The following is a 21,043-nucleotide window of genomic DNA, read 5'->3' on the forward strand; positions in this document are numbered from 1 at the left end:
AATCCAATTCTGCTGCGTTTATCCCTGATGGATTTGGGCGCAGCAGGATTTTGTTTCGCTGCTAATATTTAAGCATTCGATTAATTATTCGCCTCCTAGTTGATCTAACTCAGGTTTTTTGATGGATTTGTGAGCGATATTAATTTTCGAGGACAACTTATTAAGCAGGGCTCTTAGGAGCCTGCGGCGCGAGGCGAAAGCAATGGCAATCAAACTAAGTATAAAAAAATGGAGTGCGTGGCTGGATTTAAGCCAAAGTTTGTCGGGTGTCATTCTGGCGGTGTTTTTGTGGACCCACTTAGTGCTGGTGTCATCCATTTTATTGGGTGGCGATGCCATGAACTGGGTGGCTCGAACTATGGAGCTAAGTTTTCTCTCCAGTGATGGCCATGGCTATCCCTGGGTGGTGACTTGTATTGCTGTGGGGATTGCCGCCCTAGCATTGGTGCATGTGATTGTTGCACTGCAAAAGTTACCCATGAGTTTGCGTCAGCAACGGGCGCTAAAACAACAGATGCAAGTGATCAATCACAGCGATACTCGTCTCTGGCGTTGGCAGGCCATTACGGGCGTGGTGATCCTGTTATTGCTGCCGGTGCATCTATGGCTTATCGGCTCGGCGCCAGAAACCATTGGCCCGCAGGGCAGTGCAGAGCGGATTTGGAATCAAGGCGTGTGGATGGTGTATCTGCCACTATTACTGACGGTGGAGTTACATGCGGCCATCGGGATTTACCGCGTAGCACTGAAGTGGGGCGCTGCGCGGGATCTCAATAGTCGCAGCCGTTTACGTAAGATTAAAACCATTGTGAGTATCGCGTTTGTCACTGTAGGGATTGCCTCCTTATTGGCATTTTTACCCCACGCGAGTTAGCGAATATAACAAAAGAGTGTTGTCCTAAAACAATAACAGCAGTACCCGTTAAGGAGCAGGCGTGAAACTGATTTATACCGATTCATTAGTGGTTGGTGCCGGATTGGCTGGCCTGAGGGTGGCCATTGCCTCTAAAGAGCGCGGGTTAGATACCTTAGTGCTATCGCTTATCCCCGCTAAACGTTCTCACTCTGCGGCGGCGCAGGGCGGAATGCAGGCAAGCCTTGGTAATGCAGTTAAAGGCATGGGCGATGATGAAGACGTGCACTTTCAAGATACGGTGAAAGGATCGGACTGGGGCTGCGATCAAGAAGTCGCCAGAATGTTTGCCCATTGTGCGCCTAAGGCGGTGCGTGAATTAGCCAACTGGGGTGTGCCTTGGACACGTGTAACCGCAGGCCCGAGGGACGTCATTGTTAACGCACAAAAAGTCACCTTGCAGGAAGCCGAAGAGGCCCACGGTCTGATCAATGCCCGTGACTTTGGTGGTACCAAAAAGTGGCGCACCTGCTACACCGCTGACGGTACCGGCCACTCCTTACTCTATGCCATGGATAACAAAGCGATTTCGATGGATATTCCTGTCCACGAACGCGTCGAAGCGCTGGCGATTATCCACGACGGTCAACGTTGCCACGGGGTAATTGCCCGTTGTTTAATCACGGGTGAGTTGCGTGCCTATGTCGCGAAATCGACCACTATTGCTACCGGTGGCTATGGCCGGATTTATGAAGTCTCAACCAACGCGATTATCTGCGAGGGGATAGGTCAGGCGCTGGCGCTCGAAACGGGCGTTGCGACCCTTGGCAACATGGAAGCGGTGCAATTCCACCCAACGGCGATTGTGCCCGTGGGGATTTTAACCACAGAAGGTTGCCGCGGTGATGGTGGCTTGCTGCGGGATAAAGACGGTTACCGTTTTATGCCGGACTATGAACCAGAGAAGAAAGAGCTGGCGTCGCGGGATGTGGTGTCTCGCCGCATGACCGAACATATGCGTAAAGGTAAGGGCGTCGATAGCCCCTATGGCCCACATTTATGGCTCGATATCACCCTGCTTGGGCGCAAGCATATCGAAACCAACCTGCGTGAAGTGCAGGAGATTTGCGAGAATTTCCTCGGGATTGACCCTGCGAAGGATTGGATCCCCGTTCGTCCAACTCAGCACTATTCCATGGGCGGGATCCGCACTAAAGCGACGGGCGAGAGTCCGCAGCTTAAGGGCTTATTCAGCGTCGGCGAAGCGGCCTGTTGGGATATGCATGGCTTTAACCGCTTGGGCGGTAACTCGCTCGCCGAAACCGTGGTGGGTGGCATGATTATCGGCAAATATGTGGCTGATTTTTGTGAGAATAATAGCCTTGAAATCGACACTCAGCTTGCCGAGAAATTTATGCGACAGGTGCAGACTGAAATCGACACCTTAGTCGATGGCGAAGGCCATGAAAGTCCCTTTGTACTTAAACGCGAAATGCAGCGGATTATGATGGATTACGTGGGGATTTTCCGTAACGGCCCTGAGCTTGATAAAGCGGTGACTGAGCTAAAAGCCCTGCTTGAGCGCTCACGTAAACTCGGCATTAAGTGCAAGAAACGCCACGCTAACCCAGAGCTGGTAGAAGCGCTAAGGGTGAAGCGGATGCTCAAGGTAGCGTTGACCGTTGCCTGTGGCGCAGCAGCGCGTACCGAAAGCCGTGGTGCCCACGCCCGTGAGGATTATCCGCAGCGTAATGACAGAGACTGGCTCAACCGTACTCTCGCCAGTTGGCCCGATGCCGAGGCGTTGGCCCCCGTTTTAAGCTACGAGCGGCTGGATGTGATGAAGATGGAGCTGCCGCCGGGATACCGGGGTTATGGTATCGATAATGCCATCGCACACCCCGATACCGCCAAACGCGAGCAACAAATTGCCGAGATTTTGGCAGGGCTGGGTGACGATGCCGATCGTTATCAACGCCAAGCGGCGCTGATGCCATTCGAGCTGCCGCCGAGCTTACAAGCTAAAAATGAACGTTTAAGCGATACCTTACAAAGACCATCTGCCAATGTGCTAGGAGAAAAATCATAATGAGCCAAGGTCGCCAGTTAACCTTTAATATTTTTCGTTATGATCCGCAGGAGCCAAACGATAAGCCGAAGATGGTGCGTTATCATCTCACCGAAACGCCGGGCATGACGGTATTTATTGCACTCAATAAGCTCAGAGAAGAGCAAGATACGTCGTTGCAGTTTGACTTTGTCTGTCGGGCGGGGATTTGCGGCAGTTGTGCCATGGTGATCAATGGTTTCCCAACCTTAGCTTGCCGTACCTTAACCGCCAAATATCCCAAGGGAGAAATCACCCTAATGCCATTACCTGGCTTTGAATTAATTGGCGATTTATCGGTTAACACGGGTAAGTTTATGCGCGAACTCGCCGAGCGCTTGAAGCTGTGGTTACACCCAAAGGCGAATGATATCAGTATTCATCGACTCGAAGAGCCTATGGCGCCAGAGGAAGCGGCGCGGCTCTATGAATTAGAGCGCTGCGTCGAGTGCGGTGTTTGTGTATCAGCCTGCGCCACTAAACAAATGCGTGAGACCTTTGTTGGGGCCGTGGGCATGATGAAAATCGCCCGTTTTGAACTCGATAGCCGCGATGCGCGCACGGCTGAAGATTTTTACCATGTGATTGGCAATCAGGATGGCGTGTTTGGTTGTATGACCTTGCTCGGCTGCCAAGACAACTGTCCGAAGGATTTGCCCCATATGCAGCAGATAGCCTATCTGCGCCGCAAAATGGCGATGACCTTAGTTTAATTTCTGTTAGCTGTTTGATTCAAAAAGCAAAGCGCCTGATTAGGCGCTTTGCTTTTGGTCGTTAACAGGCATAGGTTTTATGAATATCAACCTGCTTAACGAGTTCTTCTGATGCTGTTACGAAAGCACTAAAGTGCGGACTTGCCATATGTGCCTCCAGCGCTGCTAGAGATTGCCACACTTCATACATCCAGAAGTGATTTGCATTATCTAAAGAGCGATGCAGCGTATACTCAAAACAACCAGCCTCTGTGTGGGTATCCCTCACTAACTGTTTGAGCAAGTTAAACAGCGAATCTGTTTGGCCTGGATGTGCTTGGATTTGCGCAAAAACCGTGATTTTCATTGGCTAAATCCTTCTAGCACAATTTTACCTATGACCTTACCCGACTCAATTTGTGCATGCGCCTTAAGCAAGTTTTGTGCATTGATAGTGCCGTAATGCTCACCAAAAGTACTTTGCACTGTTCCTGCATCAATCAGCTCTGCGATACGGTTGAGCAGATGATGCTGGGCAATCATATCTTCGGTTTGAAAGAGGCTGCGGGTAAACATGAGTTCCCAATGTAGCGACAGGCTTTTACGTTTAAGCTTCATCACATCCAGTGGACCGACTGGATCATCAATTAGCGCCAGTTTTCCTTGGGGTCTAAGCACTTTTACGATTTCGTCAAAGTGCTTATCGGTTTGGGTTAGGCTAATCACATGGGTAACGTCGGCAATACCCAACTGCTTTAGCTCCTCCGAGAGCGGCTTGTTGTGATTTATGACCGCATCGGCACCCAAGTTTTTAACCCAAGTTGCGGATTCAGGACGTGATGCAGTGCCAATCACCTCGGCGCCAGTTAGCTTGACCGCAAGTTGAGTGATGATAGAACCTACGCCGCCAGCGGCACCGATAATCAGAATACGTGCATCCGTGGCTGAGCCGTCCTGCGGTAGACCTAAACGGTCAAACAGCAATTCCCAAGCCGTGATACTGGTTAAGGGGAGCGCTGCTGCTTGTGCATTGCTTAGGGTTTGAGGTTTACGGCCCACGATACGCTCATCGACTAACTGATATTCGGCATAGCTGCCGCTGCGGCTAATCTCGCCGGCATACCAGACTTCATCGCCCACCTTAAACAGGCTCACCTTGTCACCCACGGCTTTAACGACTCCGACCGCATCCCAACCGAGGATTTTATATTCCTCTGCTGGAACTGAGCTTGATGCGCGGATTTTGGTATCGACGGGATTAACGGATATGGCTTTCACCTCAACTAGCAGATCAAAACCTTGCGGTGTAGGTTCAGGTAAGGTGATGTTTTGTAATGCATTGGGTGCATCGACGGCTCCCGCGGTTTGATAACCTATGGCTTTCATCTTGATTCCTCGCTGGCGGCTGGTGTCTGTACTTGTCAATGGCAACTATTGTGTGGAATATTAAAGCCTAGATAAACGGGGTAAACTTTGTAATTTTTTCAAAGGATTTTTGAAAATCATGCTGCTGAATGATCTCGCACTATTTGTTCGCGTTGCCGATTGCGGCAGTATTTCGGCTGCTGCGGTTGAAATGGAACTCTCGGCAGCATCGGCGAGCGCAGCGATTAAACGGCTTGAAAAACAACTCGATACTAGCCTATTTGTACGTACGACCCGAAGCCTGAGATTAACTGCTCAAGGTGAGCGCTATCTTATCCATTGCCGCCGTGCTTTGAGTGATCTCGCCCTCGGGGAACAGGCGATTGCCAGCGATAAAGGTAAAGTCTCTGGCACCTTGAGCCTGTCGGTTTCATCCGATTTTGGGCGTAACTTATTTGTCCCTTGGCTCGATGACTTCCTGTTAGATTTTCCGCAGCTACAGGTGCGGTTGCATTTGGGCGATAACATTAGCAGCTTTTACCACGATAAAATCGATGTCGCGGTACGTTACGGTAAACCGCAGGACTCCAATCAGGTCGCATTTCCGATTTGCTGCGCCGACCGATTATTATGTGCTTCACCTGAATATCTCGCCAAGTTTGGCAAACCAGAAACCTTAGAACAGCTAGCTCAGCATAATTGTTTGTTTTATAAACTCGATGACCGCACCCATGATCAATGGCAATTTGAGCGTGATGGCCAGGAATTTAAAATCCGCGTGACGGGTAATCGCAGCGCCAATGATGCTGAGATTGCGCGCCGCTGGGCCGTGGCAGGTAAGGGTTTAGTGTTCAAGTCGAGCTTAGATCTGGCGGAGGATATTATGGCTGGGCGCCTTGTGCCCTTGCTGCCAGAATATCGGGGCGAATCGGTTAATTTATACTTAGTGTGCCCTGGGCGTGAGCATGTCACGCCCGTGGTGCTGTTACTTCGTGAAATGCTCAGGCAACAGACTCAAGCCTTAAGTCGTGCCCTAGCGGCATACCTTAAGTCTGAAACGCAGTTTAAATAACAATTGAATGCGGGAATCTAAGGGAGTTCGCTGAGGTTTGATAAGTGGATTGCCTTCGTGATTTCCTCTCTGAAGAGGGCTCAACGCTCTGTGATTTCATCTTGTCCAGCTAAACTCGGCGCAATAAAAAAGCCGCATTAAGCGGCTTTTTTGAAAGATTTGACCCTAAACCTAGGATTAAGACTTAGCGCGTTTCATCGCGGTGAAGAATTCTTCGTTAGTCTTAGTCATCGCCAGTTTATCGATCAGGAATTCCATTGCGCTGACTTCATCCATTGGATTTAAGATCTTACGCAGGATCCACATCTTTTGCAGTTCATCAGGTGTGGTCAGCTTTTCTTCGCGACGAGTACCACTGCGGTTGAAGTCAATCGCAGGGAATACGCGTTTTTCAGCGGCCTTGCGTGACAGATGCAGTTCTTGGTTACCAGTACCTTTGAACTCTTCGTAAATTACTTCGTCCATTTTCGAGCCAGTATCAACCAGTGCGGTGGCAATAATTGTTAAGCTGCCGCCGTTTTCGATGTTACGAGCTGCACCAAAGAAGCGCTTAGGACGGTGCAGGGCGTTTGCGTCCACACCACCGGTTAACACTTTGCCCGATGATGGGATAACAGTGTTGTATGCACGCGCTAAACGGGTGATAGAGTCGAGTAGGATCACAACGTCTTTCTTGTGCTCAACTAAACGTTTGGCTTTTTCAATAACCATTTCAGCCACTTGTACGTGACGGCTGGCTGGTTCGTCGAAGGTCGATGCAATCACTTCACCTTGAACTAGGCGTTGCATCTCGGTCACTTCTTCAGGACGTTCATCGATCAGCAATACCATCAACACCACTTCAGGGTTGTTGTAGGTGATAGACTGAGCAATGTTTTGCAGTAATAAGGTTTTACCCGCTTTTGGTGGCGCGACGATCAGACCACGTTGACCCTTACCGATAGGAGAGCATAAATCCAGAATACGGGCAGTGATGTCTTCAGTAGAGCCATTACCACGCTCCATACGCATACGTTCTTCTGCGTGGAGTGGGGTTAAGTTTTCGAAGAGGATTTTGTTGCGAGAGTTTTCGGGCTTATCGAAGTTAACTTCGTTAACTTTTAGCAGGGCAAAATAACGTTCACCTTCTTTTGGTGGGCGAATCTTGCCAAAAATGGTATCGCCCGTTCGCATGTTAAAGCGGCGAATTTGGCTTGGTGATACGTAAATATCATCAGGGCCAGCTAAGTAAGATCCATCTGCACTACGTAAGAAACCGAATCCGTCTTGGAGTATTTCTAATACACCGCCACCGAAAATGTCTTCACCACTTTTGGCGTGGGCTTTAAGAATAGAGAAAATAATGTCCTGCTTGCGAGCACGGGCCATATTTTCGAGTTTCATATTTTCGGCTAGCGAAACTAGGTCGGATATCGGCGTGTCTTTTAATTCAGTTAAGTTCATGTTGGGGATCTTGTGTTACGCGACAAAGCTTACCGCGATCAATCAGTAAAGTTTGTGATTCAGGATAGTGATTGACGAGCGAGAAGTGGTTTAGTTAGAAAGAATCTGGTTATTAAAGTAGCACTAACAAAGCGGGGCGTCCAGAAATTTAGGGGTATTCCGGCACAATTAATTAAAGCTTGTGCCGGAGGTCACTCATAGCGACAACAAATTAGATTTGTGCGTCGATGAACTCTTTTAATTGAGTTTTTGACAGTGCGCCAACTTTAGTTGCCGCTAATTCCCCGTTCTTGAATAACAGTAAAGTTGGGATACCACGAACGCCATATTTCGCTGGAGAAACGTTGTTTTGGTCAACGTTTAATTTAGCGATAGTCACACGACCTGCGTACTCTTCGGCAACGTCATCAAGGATTGGAGCGATCATTTTGCATGGACCACACCATTCAGCCCAAAAGTCTACCAATACTGGTAAATCGGCCTTTAATACGTCGTTTTCGAAGCTGTCGTCGCTCAGGTATATAATTTTATCGCTCATGATGTTCTCCAGTTTGGTTGCCATTGCTGGTTTGTTAATGGCTTACCATGTATATTGGGGCTGAAAAATAGCTTTTCAAGTTACCTTTTTACAATGTGGCTATTTCAAACGATCGAGTATCTTATTGCAACCCCAAATGGTATGCTTGCGCTATGAGCCAAACACATTTATCTAATCAAAAATTTGCCGACCTTCCTCTGCATCCAGAGGTTAAACAGGCACTTGCCGAAAACGGCTTTGAATTTTGTACGCCGATTCAGGCGTTATCATTACCCGTATTACTTCAATCAAAAGATATCGCCGGCCAAGCCCAAACGGGCACGGGTAAGACAATGGCGTTTTTGGTTGCCACATTTAACCATTTATTGTCGACGCCTGTTCCTGAAAACCGTCAATTAAATCAGCCGCGCGCCATCATTATGGCTCCAACCCGTGAACTGGCGATTCAAATCGCGAAAGACGCAATTCTTCTAGCCAAACACAGCCACTTAAAAGTCGGCATTGTCTATGGCGGTGAAAGCTATGATGTACAGCGCAAGACGCTCGATCAAGGCGTAGATATTCTGATTGGTACGACCGGGCGAATCATTGACTACGTTCGTCAAGGGATTATCAATCTCGGTGGCATTCAAGCGGTGGTACTAGATGAAGCCGACCGTATGTTCGACCTTGGTTTTATTAAGGATATTCGTTTCCTATTCCGACGTATGCCCAGTGCCGATCAGCGTCTGAATATGCTGTTTTCGGCGACACTTTCGATGAAAGTGCAGGAACTCGCCTACGATCATATGAATGATCCTGTGAAAGTCGAAATCGCCCCCGAAGAAAAAACCTCCAAGAACATCAAAGAAGAAATTTTCTATCCTTCCCAAGAAGACAAAATGCGTTTGCTGCTAACGCTGATTGAAGAAGATTGGCCAGAGAAGGCCATTGTTTTTTCAAACACTAAGCACAGCTGTGAAAACCTATGGTCTTGGCTTGAAGGGGATGGGCACCGTGTTGGTTTGCTGACGGGCGATGTGCCGCAGAAGAAGCGTATTCGCATTCTCGAGCAATTTACCCAAGGCCAATTAGATATTCTGGTCGCGACCGACGTTGCCGCGCGCGGACTGCATATTTCCGATGTTTCCCACGTCTACAATTATGATTTACCTGATGATTGCGAAGATTACGTCCACCGTATTGGTCGTACTGGGCGTGCGGGTAACAAAGGTGTATCGGTCAGTTTTGCCTGTGAAGAATATGCCCTGAATTTGCCTGCGATTGAAACCTACATCAATCACTCTATTCCTGTGAGCAATTATGACCGTGATGCCTTGCTGGAAGATATTCCGCCGCCGGTCAAAATTCATCGCAAGCATCCTGCGGGAGCACGCAATTTACGTGAACGCTCAGGTGCAGGGCGACCACAAGGTGCCCATCGCAGTGGTGGACGTCCACCTCGCCATGACAGGACGCGTAGACAGCCTTAAATGCCAACACCCGCTTATGCCGCCATTACTTTAGGCTCTAATAGCTTTAATATGCTGATCGCTAAGACAAAAGGCGGTCAGCCACACATTATTGCTAAATACAAACGTAAAGTAAGGTTAGCCGAAGGCATTGGCGAAGATGGTCATCTAACCGCAGAAGTGATGCAGCGTGGTCTAGATTGCCTAGCAATGTTTGCCCAAATGTTAGCGCTGCATAAAATCCATCCTAATCATGTCGCTGTAATTGCTACCGCGACACTGCGCTGTATCCATAATTCCGATGAGTTTAATCAGAAGGCGATTCCGCTTTTGGGTCATCCGATTGAGATTATCTCAGGCATGCGTGAAGCTGAGCTGATTTATCAAGGTATGGTGGCGACCACTTGCGGCCAAGGTCGACGTTTAGTGATCGATATTGGCGGCGCCAGTACCGAGTTTATTATCGGTGATGGTCACCAAGTTCAGTTTAAGACCAGTTTGCCTATGGGCAGTGTGACCTTTAATCGTCGCTTCTTTAACAATGCCCCGTTGCAAGAGCTCGATTTTGACGATGCCAAGCAGGAAGTGTTGGAAGTCTTAGGTGAACATAGGCAAAGGTTAAAAGACTTAGGATGGCACTGTGTGGTGGGGGCTTCTGGCGCTGTGCAATCTGTAGTCGAAGTATTAATGCACCGTAAGCAGTCTGAAATCATTACCTTAGCTGTGCTGAATCAGCTTAAAGCGGAAATCCTTGCCGAAGAACATGCCAGCCTTATGGGGATTATCGGCCTAAGTGCCGAGCGCGCACCGACATTTGCCGCAGGAGTGGCAATTTTACTCGCGCTCTTTGAATTCTTGGGGATTGAGCAGTTGGCGCTATCAGGCGGCGCACTGCGTGAAGGGGTGTTAGTGATGCTGGCGCAGCGAATTTTAGAAGAAGCGATTTAACTTCGGCTCCATTTTAAAAAGATAAAGGCCGCCAAGTGTAGACTTAGCGGCCTTTATTATTTACCGACTCGAGATTAGTTTAAAATCTCGACTAAATCTTTTTCGAGCGAGACGGTTGGACGCTCAACAATACGGCCAATTTCTTTACCCTGTTGTAGCACGATAAAGGTGGGAATACGTTTAAATTCGTATTTTGCCGCCAGTCCTTCAGGATCTTGCTTGCTGCGATCAACCCCAATATAAGTCACTTTAATATTGGGGTTAGCCACTTCTTCCATAATGCGAATAAAGCGTGGTGTTTCGCGATGGCAGTCTGGGCACCAAGTGCCGATGATGACCACGATTTCGGTTGGCTCAGTGATATTTTTAAGAGGGGCTAAGGATGTGGTATCCACTTGATAGCTCTTGTAGCCCTCAGCAAACTCATTGAGATCTTTTACTAAATGTTGCGCTTCAACTACACCGGTTAAAATCACTTCTTGTTTCTCCTCGCTGCAGGTGGCAATCAAGCCCTGTTGTTGCTCTTCAAAGCCACAGCCGCCATTTGCTAGTACTTGGCAACTAAAAAATAACGCGGTCGTGGCGAGTAATGCTTTGACGTTATTGTGCATGATATGCCCTCGAAATCGAAGAAGAATAATGAGATTGCATTCAAACACTAATTTGCGCTTTCTAAAAGTTGCGGATGAATTTGCTGCAACCCAGATCACGTATCGCTAATGTAAAACCTAAATCTTGCCTGCAAAATAGCGGTGTTGTTATTCGGCTTGTGCCAATAATTTACTAAGGATCGGTTTATTGGCCTCGGGGAAGTCGTAATGGCTCAGCTCATGTTTATTGACCCAAGCAATCTGTTGCCCTTCAAGCCCTTGCGCTTCTCCCGTAAATTCACTGACAGTATGAATATCGAGTAACACTTGTTTATCGGGATAATCGTAGCTTAGCGCCATAAAAGGCTCGCTTTCGCTGACGATTAGCGCAACTTCCTCTTTTAGCTCACGAATTAAGGCTTGGGTGACGGTTTCGCCCTGTTCGACTTTGCCTCCTGGAAATTCCCACTTACCGCCTTGATGTAAATGTTCTGGTCGCTTAGCGAGTAGGATTTGCCCGTTAGGGTTGAGGATAATGCCGACGGCAACATGAATGCGTTTTGTCATAAAATTCTGCTTATAAAGGGCTGATTATTGAGTCTTACTCTTTGAAAAAGCTTTCTTCGTCGTAACCGAGTTCATCTAACGCGTCGAGGTCAAACTCAGATTTGACCGGAATAGCATGTTTTTCGGAGGCCCAATCGCCGAGGTCAATCATCTTGCAGCGCTCGCTACAAAAGGGTTTGAATTCCGATTGAGGAACCCATTCTACTGGGGTTTTACAAATTGGACAGTTGACGGTTAACGGCATAATAGACTTCTCCTTAGCAGTCGACTGAAATAACAAGGGAATCGCTGAGTATCGCAATTATGCCTAGTAGGCAACATTGGCTTTAACTCGGCAGTAACTTAGAGGTCGTTAGTGTAAAGGCTTCAGGCACAGGTCGCTAGTAGGAATTCGATGCTGCGGTCGGAGTGGCGCTGTTGGTCGAATTGGACAAAGTGGATGGCGTAGCGATTGCGATGACCACTGATGGTGGGGTAGCAGCCGTGGGCGGCATCGACTTTGACTCGTACTAGTGAGAGCGCTTGAGCACTATCACCTTGGTAAAAACCGGCATGGGCGGTGGCGTTATCGAAATGGGCGGTACTGCGGGTAAGTTGAAGCAAAAGCGTGATGGGAGTGAGAAGGGGATCAAAATGGCTGATCCAAGCTTGGTAATCTTGCTGTCTTTCTTCCCAGGGTTTGGCGAGCCAAAAATGCAGTTGGGGGAGGTCGAAGTTGCAGCAGGCGCCTGGCATGCCAAAACGCTGTCGCAGAGCCGATAAAAATCGGTCTTGTTTGAGCTGGCTTCCACAGCGCTCGGGACGCTGTAGTGGCTCCCTAGCTTGCATTAATGCTTGAATGTAAAACTCAATCTGTTCGCTATCGACATGGTCGAGCTCTTGCCATTTGCTCAGTTGCAGCAGATTGCGCTCGATATCTTTAAGGACTTCATTGCGATAGTCGCAACGCTCCGATAATTCGCACAGGGAGAAAAGAGGGTAGAAACATCTATGTTGGTGGTCGTGATTTAGGTTATTACTGAGCTGTTTATTGAGATATTCGAGGCGCAAATAGCTGCGAATCTTCTCATTTAAAGGCTGTTCGTAAACTAAGTCAGTCATGGGCGTCGTGATTACCGGATAATTGTAAATAGCGCTGGTGCAATGCTTGCACCTCCTGTTTTAGTTTTGATATCTCTCCCTGATTATCAATAATGTCGTCGGCTCTAGCGAGTTTGTCACTGCGACTACATTGACTATTAATGATGTTATTTACCTGAGTGGCGTCAACATTGTCCCGTTTTACGGTACGGCTTACTTGCAACTCCGGCGAAATATCCACCACTAAAGTCCGATTGACTAACCTATCTAACCCGTTCTCAAATAGCAAGGGCACAACCATAATTACATAGTCTGAGGTAGCATTTTCGACTTGTGATAACATTTCTTGGCGGATCATAGGATGGAGCAACTGATTCAACCATTGGCGCGCTTGTTCATCACTAAACACCCGTTGCCGCAGCTTGGCTCGGTCAAGCTCCCCAGCCTCGGTTACTATTTCAGTGCCGAAGTGAGCGATAATTGCTTCGAGTCCTTTTGAGCCTTTAGCGACCACTTCACGAGCGACTATATCGGCATCGACTAAATCAACACCTTCTTCGGCAAATAAATTGGCCACGGTAGTTTTACCGCTACCAATGCCACCCGTTAGACCTATGACAAACTTGGACATAACATTCTCGTATACATAAGGTACCTACTCGATACAGACAATTCCGTCCGAGCTTGAACGCCAAACGCTGAAGAAAGAAAGGTGCATCCCGTGTTTTTACAACGTACTTAGATACCAATCGACTATAGGTTGTCCCCAGATTAGCGCTATCCAACCAGCGGCGGCAATATAAGGCCCAAAGGGGATTGGGTTTGCTAGCTGGTTACGTTTGAGCAGGATGAGCGTGATGCCGACAAGGGCACCAACTAAAGACGACAGTAAAATGACTAGGGGGAGCATTTGCCAACCTAGCCATGCGCCAAATACGGCGAGCAGTTTAAAGTCGCCATAACCCATGCCTGCCTTACCTGTGAGTAGCTTAAACAGCCAAAACACCGACCAGAGACTCAAATAGCCTGCTGCAGCGCCTATAATGGCATCGGTTGGTGTGGTAAAGGTATGGTTGAGGTTAATGAGTAATCCAAGCCATAGGAGTGGAAGTGTCATCTGGTCGGGAAGCAGCATCTCATCGAGATCGATACCCGTTAAGGCAATCAATACAAAGGTTAATACCGCAGCAAACACAAACTGCCAGCTAGGACCAAAATGCCAAGCAATTGTTGCAACCAATAATCCTGTGACTAACTCAATAATCGGATAGCGTGAGGATATTGGTGCATCGCAAGCGGCGCATTTTCCTCTGAGTATTAACCAGCCCACAATCGGTAAATTATGCCAAGGCTTGATTGCGGTTTTACATTTAGGGCAGGCGGAACCTGGCACCACTAGATTGTATTTTTCAGGGTAAGTATCTATCGGCTTGTTGAGCTTTTCTATGCCAATCTGCTTTACGACATCAGCATGATATTCCTGCAGATATTGATTGCACTCCTGTTGCCATTCGCGCTTCATCATCACCGGAAGGCGATGAATGACGACATTTAAAAAGCTACCAATAGTGGCGGCAAACACAAAACTTAATGTAATAAATAGCCAAGGACTCTGAGCTAGAGAGTGGCTTAAAAGGGATATAAAGTCTGACATTAGCAGTTCTTATTCTTACTCATTAAATCAGTTAGTTGGGTTCGCTGCGTTAAGCTTAACCCACAACGTTACCCATTTGGAAAATCGGCAGATACATACCGACAATCAAACCGCCGACTAAAATGCCAATTACTACCATCATAATGGGCTCGATAAGGCTTGATAAGCCATCAACGGCATCATCGACCTGCATTTCATAAATATTGGCCACTTTGTTGAGCATATTATCGAGTGAACCTGATTCTTCACCAATCATCACCATTTGGATCAGCATATCGGGGAAAAGTCCTGTGGTGCGCATGGCGACGTTCATCTGCATCCCCGCCATCACTTCTTGACGTACTTTTAATAGTGCCGAACGATAAACCGCGTTGCCAGAGGCTCCCGCAGCTGACTCCATACCGTCAATTAAAGGCACCCCTGCGGCAAAGGTAGTGGCTAAAGTACGGGAAAATCGTGCCATCGCTGCTTTATGGAGGATTTCGCCAATAATAGGGATTTTAAGCACAAGCTCGTCTATACGATCCCTAAACATTTGTGAGTTGCGGTGGGCACGGACAAATAACCAAATGGCAACAATTATGGCAGCAAGGAAAATATACCAAGAACTCTGTAAAAAGCGTGATATACCAATAATTAATTGGGTAAAAGCGGGCAGTTCTGCGCCAAAGCTTTTAAAAATATCTTCGAATTGAGGGACAACGAATAGTAATAATAGTGTTGTCACTAATATTGCCACCACTACAACGGCCGCAGGATAAAACATCGCCTTTTTAATCTTAGATTTTAAGGCTTCGGCTTTTTCTCTATAGGTTGCTATTCGATCGAACACTGCATCGAGAGAGCCTGAATGCTCACCTGCTGCGACTAAGTCGACATAGAGATCATCGAAATAGCGTCTATGGGGACGTAGTGAGTCTGATAATGGAATCCCCGATTGTACTTCTGACAATATAGTACCGAGCAGCTCGCGCATTTTTTGCTTCTCATGGCCGCGACCGAGCATTTCTATGGTGGTGACTAAGGGGACGCCTGCTGCCAGCATGGTTGCTATTTGGCGGGTCACCATGGCGATATCCATAGGTTTGATATCGGGATTTCGAGCGAAAAGAGGTGATGCTTTTTTGCGGACAACTTTAGGGTTAACCCCTTGGAGTTTTAGTTGGCTTTTTACCTCGGCGACACTAGTGCCTTTTAATTCGCCGCCGGTTTTTTTGCCATCACGGTTTAAGCCCTTCCATTCAAAGGTATAAATCTTAGGTTGGCTTTTTTGCTCGTTCTTTTTGGCACGAGGCTTTTTTACTGTCGTTGCCGTCGCCATAGATGGTCCCTATTAAGCATTAATTAGCTATAAGTTTATTGTCACTAGATTAGTATATATAGCGATACAAAAAGTGGTTATATAAAACCTTTAAGCGAGCTATGTAGTGTAGCCAAATAACTATGCGTTTTAAAAACTTGTGACTCGGTTTACTTCGGCAATACTGGTAACCCCTTGGATCACTTTGAGTAGGCCAGATTGACGCAGATCGCGCATCCCCTGTGCTTTGGCTTGCTCGGCAATTTGTAATGAATTACCGCCTTCCATAATAGTGCGGGCGATTTCATCGGACATTTTCATTACTTCGTAAATACCGACCCGTCCTTTATATCCGCCAGAACAATGCTCACAACCTACAGGTTTATAGGTGGTAAAGCCTTGAGTTATTTGCTCATCGGTAAAGCCTAAACGTTGTAACTCATGTTCAGGAATTTGTTCGGGTTGCTTGCATTCAGTGCAAAGCCGTCTTGCAAGTCGCTGAGCAATAATAAGATTCACCGAGCTGGCGATATTATAGCCAGGTACACCCATGTTGATTAAACGGGTTAAAGTTTCGGCTGCCGAATTAGTATGAAGTGTGGATAACACTAAGTGACCGGTTTGAGCTGCTTTAATGGCAATTTCTGCGGTTTCAAGGTCACGGATTTCCCCAACCATCACTACATCGGGGTCTTGGCGCAAAAAGGAGCGTAGCGCTGAGGCAAAGGTTAAGCCCGCTTTTAAATTAATATGAACTTGGTTTACACCCTCAAGGTTAATTTCTACGGGATCTTCGGCAGTAGAGATATTGCGCTCGGCGGTATTCAGGATATTTAATCCTGTATAAAGCGAAACCGTTTTACCCGAACCTGTAGGGCCTGTGACTAAGATCATGCCTTGGGGTTTGGCTAGCATCTCAAGGTAAAGCTTTTCTTGATCGGGTTCGTAACCGAGTTTTTCGATACCAAGCTGTGCGGAAGAGGAGTCCAATATCCGCATTACGATTTTTTCGCCCCAGAGTGTCGGTAATGTACTTACCCGGAAGTCGATGGACTTAGTGCGGGAAAGCTTCATTTTAATCCGGCCGTCTTGAGGGACGCGGCGCTCGGCAATATCGAGTTTCGACATTACTTTTAAGCGCGCCGATAAACGCCCTGCTAGGCTAATGGGCGGTTCGGAGACTTCGTGCAAAATACCGTCGATACGAAAACGAATGCGATAGCGTTTTTCATAGGGTTCAAAGTGAAGATCTGATGCTCCCTTACGTATGGCATCAGTTAATATCTTATTGATATAAATGACGATTGGTGCATCATCACTGCCATCACCAGTATTTTCTTCTTGGCGCTTATCGGTGTCGGTAATCTCAATACCCGCTAAAGCGGTTTCATCCATACCGCCTAGATCGAGACTGGTGATATCTTCTTCTAATACCTTTTCAAGGGCTTTAGCCAGCTTATCCTCTTCCACCAAAATCGCTTCAGCATGCAGTCCTGCACTAAATTGAAACTCTTCGAGGGCGGCAATATTGGTAGGATCTGAGGTGGCAATATAGAGGCGATTACCGCGTTTAAAGAGAGGTAGACAGCGATGTTTTTCAATCAGCTTTTTATTAATAAATTCTTCTGGAATGGCACTGATATCAAATTCAGCTAAATCGAGTAGTGGAGTACCATATTCCTCATAGCAAAGCTCGGCAACAGAGCGCGCCGAGATCAACTTAGTTTGAACTAAGGTTGTTACTAGGGTCTGTTTAGTTTGACGGGATTTAGTGATGGCATTCGCCATCTGCTCTTCATTTAACAGACCCTTACGAATAAACAGGGTAGATAAACCCAAATGAAGACCTGTGGTTGGCATTATGCTGTCTTTGTTAGTTATAAATTAACGGTGGTTCGTAATAATAAACAAACCACCGTAATTTTTTATCTATTTACAGTAGTTTGCTGCATCGCATGTACCGCTTTGAGCCCAAGTTAATACACCCGAAGTGTCTGTGCCTACTAACACATTTGTATACGCCCCGGCAGCAGTAGTCCCAGTTGCAGTAATAGTAATAGTTGTTGCGGTAGAGGCTAGAGTTAGGGATGCTAGATTATCTGTAGCAGCTGGAGCTGCTGGAATCCCATTTGTGTTTAAAGTACCACAATTTGTTGTACCTCCTTGATCATGGAAGCATACAGTAGCAGCTGTTTTTATTCCGTCGGCAGCAGTATTCACTTCAGAGAAACGAGCTTTTTTTGTATAGTCTTTATATGCAGGCAGTGCGATTGCAGCCAAAATACCGATAATGGCAACTACAATCATTAACTCGATCAGGGTGAAACCCTGAGCTTGCTTGTTTAAACTTTTATTCATTGCTTTCATTTCTTTCTCCAGCTTACGCAGTATTAATTAACAAGTTAACTTGTAGTCACCCGATGATAAGTAAAAATGTTTATTTTACAATTACTTTTACTTATCTGTTTTACTTTTTAGCTTTAGTCGCAGTGGACATTGCTTACAACCGTTAAGCCTATACTATGTTGGCTGATAAATCGATTTAAAATGTAACAATTTACCAACATACCATTTTGTATAGGTCATCGTTTGATGTATCGTCAAACATATTGCATCTTTCAACGTGCTCTTTAATGTGGCCTCAGTGCTATTGAGGCCTCAAGCCGCACCAAATTGCACAGGTTTCGCGTATGAGGGATGAATTTGCCTAAAACCATCTCACCCGTAACAGACGCTATACCTAACTCGCTATACTTAACTCTTTTGGCAAGAAGCTATGTGTCATGAATAAGCACCTCACATAACCCTTGCGCCAATCCTTTGCTGTCCTTCTGTATCCCTTCATACAGTGAGTGAGATACAAAAATTCCATGTCTTTAGTGTGTCTAGCATGCCGCTATTTCCACTTCAGTAAAAGTTAGTACAAAGTTAAAAAAAAGGGAACTGCTTTTTGGTGAAAAACACTAATAAAATGATTATTTTGTCTAAAAAATTGACATTAAAACGTATTGCGTTCTAACAAAAAATTGACAGTGATACAAATGTTGGCGTTGTTTAACTTTGTGTCAAAACTGTGACGTGATTTTAGTGATAATTGAGTGAGATGAGGTTTGGCGATAAACGCATTACTTTTTAGTACTATTTGATTGATAAAAAAGGAATGGATATTAGATAAGGTATTTTAAATCAAGTGCTTGAAGTATTTTCGCTTTGTCTCTAATGTCTGGTTTTGGACAGTGTAAGGCTAACACTTTGTCTTTATTGTTTATAATTTGGCGTAATATCGAAGCTATTTTAGCCAGTATTTATGAATTAATAGCGAAAGCGGCTAGCTAGTGACCTTCAGTGAGCTATTTACCTCAAAAAAATGGTGGTGTTTTTGTGTTTTAAAAAATGCGTAAAACGAAAATATTATAGCCATATGCCGTTTTATATATTGAGAAAATAACACGATAAGTGCCGAGATGGCTTTGAACAAAATCAATAAATAAAAGTCAGTAAAGAAAAGCTGAACACGCTGATAAAACTCGTAGATAAAAGCGGCTTAGTGTTAAGCCGCTTTTGGTTGGATTACTTAAAGTTGGATATCTAGTGGATCAAAGTGCTACTGATAGCCCAAGCTTGGACCCAATGAGACTAAGACTTGAGTCTGAGTGAGAGATCGAGGGCGCGAACGTGCTTTGTGAGTGCGCCGACGGAGATATAGTCAACCCCAGTTTTGGCAAATTCTGCCAAGGTATCTAAGGTGACATTGCCCGAGACTTCAAGTTTTGCACCACTACCTTTAGCCTTGTATTGATTGTTGAGTTCAACCGCTTCGACCATCATAGTGATGTCAAAGTTATCTAACATGATGATATCTGTGCCTGAATCGAGCGCTAATGCGAGCTCTTCTAGGGATTCAACTTCAACTTCTACGGGTTTATTCGGGTGCAAGCTGCGCGCAGCATCTACCGCTTGGCGAATACCACCGCAGGCCATAATGTGATTTTCTTTAATTAAGAAGGCATCAAACAAACCGATTCTATGGTTTTTACCGCCGCCACAAGTGACCGCGTATTTTTGAGCCGTGCGTAGTCCTGGGATGGTTTTGCGAGTATCGAGTAAGCGTGTGTGAGTGCCCGCTAACTTATCCACATAATGTTTTGTCAGTGTCGCGACTCCTGACAAGGTCTGAATAAAGTTCATTGCAGTGCGCTCGCCCGTAAGGATAGTGCGGGCTGGGCCTGATAGTTCACATAACACTTGGTTTGGTAGCACGAGATCGCCATCATCAACATGCCAGTGCAGTGCGACTTCGCCACCTAATTGATTGAAGACTTGTTCGGCCCAAGCTTTTCCGCAAAAAACTCCTTCTTCGCGGGTGATTAAGGTCGCTTCGGCATATTTATCAGCAGGAATAAGTTGGGCAGTAATATCGCCGTAGGCAATGGCTTTGCTGTGCTCGTTGATCTCGGTTCCACCAAGGTCTTCATTGAGGGCAGTTTTTACGGCGTGACGAATATCGTTCTCTAGCATGATTGGGTCCTTGCATTCTTGCATGCCAAAGATGGCGTGCTTGAAATTGCTTGCTTGCATTTAGGGCTAAGATTACCACCTAGTGCGGGTGATAAAAAGTCACAAGGAGTGGGCCGATTGAGATTATCGTGCTAACTGATGATGGTTTGGGGCGTGGCGGGATATTTCACCTTTGTCATTGAATTGCATATATTCAGTCACTTAATACTGTTAGAGTAGTGGCATTATGCCTGTAATATAGGAAGAGCTTATGCGCTTTGATGCCGGATGGTTTTCCTCGGCTCGACGCTGTGAGTCACCGCATTTTAACCGTCGCCCATTTGGGGAAATTAGCCTGTTGGTGATCCACAATATCAGCCTGCCAGCGGGATGCTTTGGACTTCCCTATATTGATCAATTATTTCAAGGGTGTTTAGATACTGAGGCCGATGAAAGTTTCGCCGATTTAGCGGGGCTGCAAGTGTCAGCACATTTTTTAATTCGCCGTGATGGTGAATGTGTGCAGTATGTCAGTTGTGAAGATAGAGCCTGGCACGCTGGCGTATCTCGTTATAGCGAAAGGGAAAATTGTAATGATTTCTCTATCGGTATCGAGCTTGAAGGCACAGATACTGAGCCCTATACTGCGGCCCAATATCAGCAGCTTACAGAGTTGACTCGGGCCTTATTGGCGCAGTATCCGGGATTAACAGTTCAGCGGATTGTGGGGCATTGTGATATTGCACCGATGCGTAAGACGGATCCAGGACCAAGCTTCGACTGGGAAAGGTATTTAACCGCGTTAGGCTAGCAGCAAAGAGGAGCAAGCGAAGGGGAGGTATTTTCTCATCACCCTGAGCTTTTCCGGCTTTTTTACAAGGAGTAT

The 21,043-nt window shown here is 46.5% G+C and carries 21 protein-coding genes; 7 read left to right on the plus strand and 14 right to left on the minus strand.

Annotated features, from left to right (window positions below):
- Positions 1–202: 202 nt before the first annotated feature.
- From N5E87_RS02145 to N5E87_RS02155, 3 genes are all read left to right on the plus strand, one after another.
- Positions 203–874, plus strand: coding sequence for a fumarate reductase cytochrome b subunit (locus N5E87_RS02145; protein ID WP_011621208.1), 672 nt, complete (start codon positions 203–205; stop codon positions 872–874).
- A gap of 61 nt (positions 875–935) precedes the next feature.
- Positions 936–2,942: a fumarate reductase flavoprotein subunit gene (locus tag N5E87_RS02150; RefSeq protein WP_086903870.1), complete on the plus strand. Its 2,007-nt coding sequence runs from the start codon at positions 936–938 to the stop codon at positions 2,940–2,942.
- Entirely contained in the window at positions 2,942–3,673 is a 732-nt protein-coding gene (locus tag N5E87_RS02155) for a fumarate reductase iron-sulfur subunit (RefSeq protein ID WP_086903871.1), read from the plus strand. The genes N5E87_RS02150 and N5E87_RS02155 overlap by 1 nt, the downstream gene beginning before the upstream one ends.
- Before the next feature lie 61 nt (positions 3,674–3,734).
- Here the strand turns inward: N5E87_RS02155 and N5E87_RS02160 are convergent, their stop codons facing one another.
- Complete coding sequence (locus N5E87_RS02160) at positions 3,735–4,019, minus strand: putative quinol monooxygenase (RefSeq protein WP_086903872.1); 285 nt, start codon at positions 4,017–4,019, stop codon at positions 3,735–3,737.
- A complete protein-coding gene (locus tag N5E87_RS02165; protein ID WP_279774971.1) occupies positions 4,016–5,038 on the minus strand; it encodes a zinc-binding alcohol dehydrogenase family protein in 1,023 nt (340 codons plus the stop codon). Before N5E87_RS02165 ends, N5E87_RS02160 begins: the two co-directional genes overlap by 4 nt.
- Positions 5,039–5,156: 118 nt before the next feature.
- On the opposite strand from N5E87_RS02165, the gene N5E87_RS02170 reads away from it, so the two are divergent.
- The gene (locus N5E87_RS02170; RefSeq protein ID WP_279774972.1) at positions 5,157–6,089 is read left to right on the plus strand and encodes a LysR family transcriptional regulator; all 933 of its coding nucleotides are present in this window, start codon (positions 5,157–5,159) and stop codon (positions 6,087–6,089) included.
- A gap of 177 nt (positions 6,090–6,266) precedes the next feature.
- Here N5E87_RS02170 and rho read toward each other — a convergent pair whose 3' ends face one another.
- Together rho and trxA are read right to left on the minus strand one after the other, a co-directional pair.
- A complete protein-coding gene (gene rho, locus N5E87_RS02175; protein ID WP_011621213.1) occupies positions 6,267–7,532 on the minus strand; it encodes a transcription termination factor Rho in 1,266 nt (421 codons plus the stop codon).
- Between the two features lie 211 nt (positions 7,533–7,743).
- Positions 7,744–8,070: a thioredoxin TrxA gene (trxA, locus tag N5E87_RS02180; RefSeq protein WP_011070766.1), complete on the minus strand. Its 327-nt coding sequence runs from the start codon at positions 8,068–8,070 to the stop codon at positions 7,744–7,746.
- Positions 8,071–8,222: 152 nt separating this feature from the next.
- Here trxA and rhlB point away from each other — a divergent pair, with 152 nt between their 5' ends.
- Both rhlB and N5E87_RS02190 read left to right on the plus strand, forming a co-directional pair.
- The gene (rhlB, locus tag N5E87_RS02185) at positions 8,223–9,542 is read left to right on the plus strand and encodes an ATP-dependent RNA helicase RhlB (protein ID WP_086903875.1); all 1,320 of its coding nucleotides are present in this window, start codon (positions 8,223–8,225) and stop codon (positions 9,540–9,542) included.
- Positions 9,543–10,469 carry an exopolyphosphatase gene (locus tag N5E87_RS02190; protein ID WP_088586235.1) on the plus strand — a complete coding sequence of 309 codons (927 nt, stop codon included), beginning with the start codon at positions 9,543–9,545 and terminating at the stop codon, positions 10,467–10,469.
- A 74-nt stretch (positions 10,470–10,543) separates the two neighbouring features.
- Here N5E87_RS02190 and N5E87_RS02195 read toward each other — a convergent pair whose 3' ends face one another.
- From N5E87_RS02195 to nadC, 10 genes are all read right to left on the minus strand, one after another.
- Positions 10,544–11,080, minus strand: a complete 537-nt coding sequence (locus N5E87_RS02195) for a thioredoxin family protein (RefSeq protein WP_086903877.1) — start codon at positions 11,078–11,080, stop codon at positions 10,544–10,546.
- 147 nt (positions 11,081–11,227) lie between these two features.
- Positions 11,228–11,626 (minus strand): 8-oxo-dGTP diphosphatase MutT, encoded by a 399-nt coding sequence (gene mutT, locus N5E87_RS02200; protein ID WP_279774975.1) that lies wholly within the window; start codon positions 11,624–11,626, stop codon positions 11,228–11,230.
- A 34-nt stretch (positions 11,627–11,660) separates the two neighbouring features.
- The gene (yacG, locus tag N5E87_RS02205) at positions 11,661–11,870 is read right to left on the minus strand and encodes a DNA gyrase inhibitor YacG (protein ID WP_011621218.1); all 210 of its coding nucleotides are present in this window, start codon (positions 11,868–11,870) and stop codon (positions 11,661–11,663) included.
- A gap of 122 nt (positions 11,871–11,992) precedes the next feature.
- The gene (gene zapD, locus N5E87_RS02210) at positions 11,993–12,727 is read right to left on the minus strand and encodes a cell division protein ZapD (RefSeq protein WP_086903878.1); all 735 of its coding nucleotides are present in this window, start codon (positions 12,725–12,727) and stop codon (positions 11,993–11,995) included.
- A complete protein-coding gene (gene coaE / locus N5E87_RS02215; RefSeq protein ID WP_279774976.1) occupies positions 12,720–13,337 on the minus strand; it encodes a dephospho-CoA kinase in 618 nt (205 codons plus the stop codon). The genes zapD and coaE overlap by 8 nt, the downstream gene beginning before the upstream one ends.
- Positions 13,338–13,433: 96 nt before the next feature.
- Entirely contained in the window at positions 13,434–14,360 is a 927-nt protein-coding gene (locus N5E87_RS02220) for an A24 family peptidase (RefSeq protein ID WP_279774977.1), read from the minus strand.
- A gap of 55 nt (positions 14,361–14,415) precedes the next feature.
- Complete coding sequence (locus N5E87_RS02225) at positions 14,416–15,681, minus strand: type II secretion system F family protein (protein WP_279774978.1); 1,266 nt, start codon at positions 15,679–15,681, stop codon at positions 14,416–14,418.
- 129 nt (positions 15,682–15,810) lie between these two features.
- Positions 15,811–17,520, minus strand: a complete 1,710-nt coding sequence (gene pilB / locus N5E87_RS02230; protein WP_126512319.1) for a type IV-A pilus assembly ATPase PilB — start codon at positions 17,518–17,520, stop codon at positions 15,811–15,813.
- Between the two features lie 69 nt (positions 17,521–17,589).
- On the minus strand, positions 17,590–18,027 hold the full coding sequence (locus N5E87_RS02235; RefSeq protein WP_126512320.1) for a prepilin-type N-terminal cleavage/methylation domain-containing protein: 438 nt from the start codon (positions 18,025–18,027) through the stop codon (positions 17,590–17,592).
- Between the two features lie 1,269 nt (positions 18,028–19,296).
- Positions 19,297–20,178, minus strand: coding sequence for a carboxylating nicotinate-nucleotide diphosphorylase (gene nadC, locus N5E87_RS02240; RefSeq protein WP_088211949.1), 882 nt, complete (start codon positions 20,176–20,178; stop codon positions 19,297–19,299).
- 250 nt (positions 20,179–20,428) lie between these two features.
- Here nadC and ampD point away from each other — a divergent pair, with 250 nt between their 5' ends.
- Positions 20,429–20,968 carry a 1,6-anhydro-N-acetylmuramyl-L-alanine amidase AmpD gene (ampD, locus tag N5E87_RS02245; protein WP_279774979.1) on the plus strand — a complete coding sequence of 180 codons (540 nt, stop codon included), beginning with the start codon at positions 20,429–20,431 and terminating at the stop codon, positions 20,966–20,968.
- Positions 20,969–21,043 lie beyond the last annotated feature (75 nt).

This window comes from Shewanella sp. GD03713 (genome assembly GCF_029843705.1).
In the GTDB taxonomy this organism is placed as follows: domain Bacteria; phylum Pseudomonadota; class Gammaproteobacteria; order Enterobacterales; family Shewanellaceae; genus Shewanella.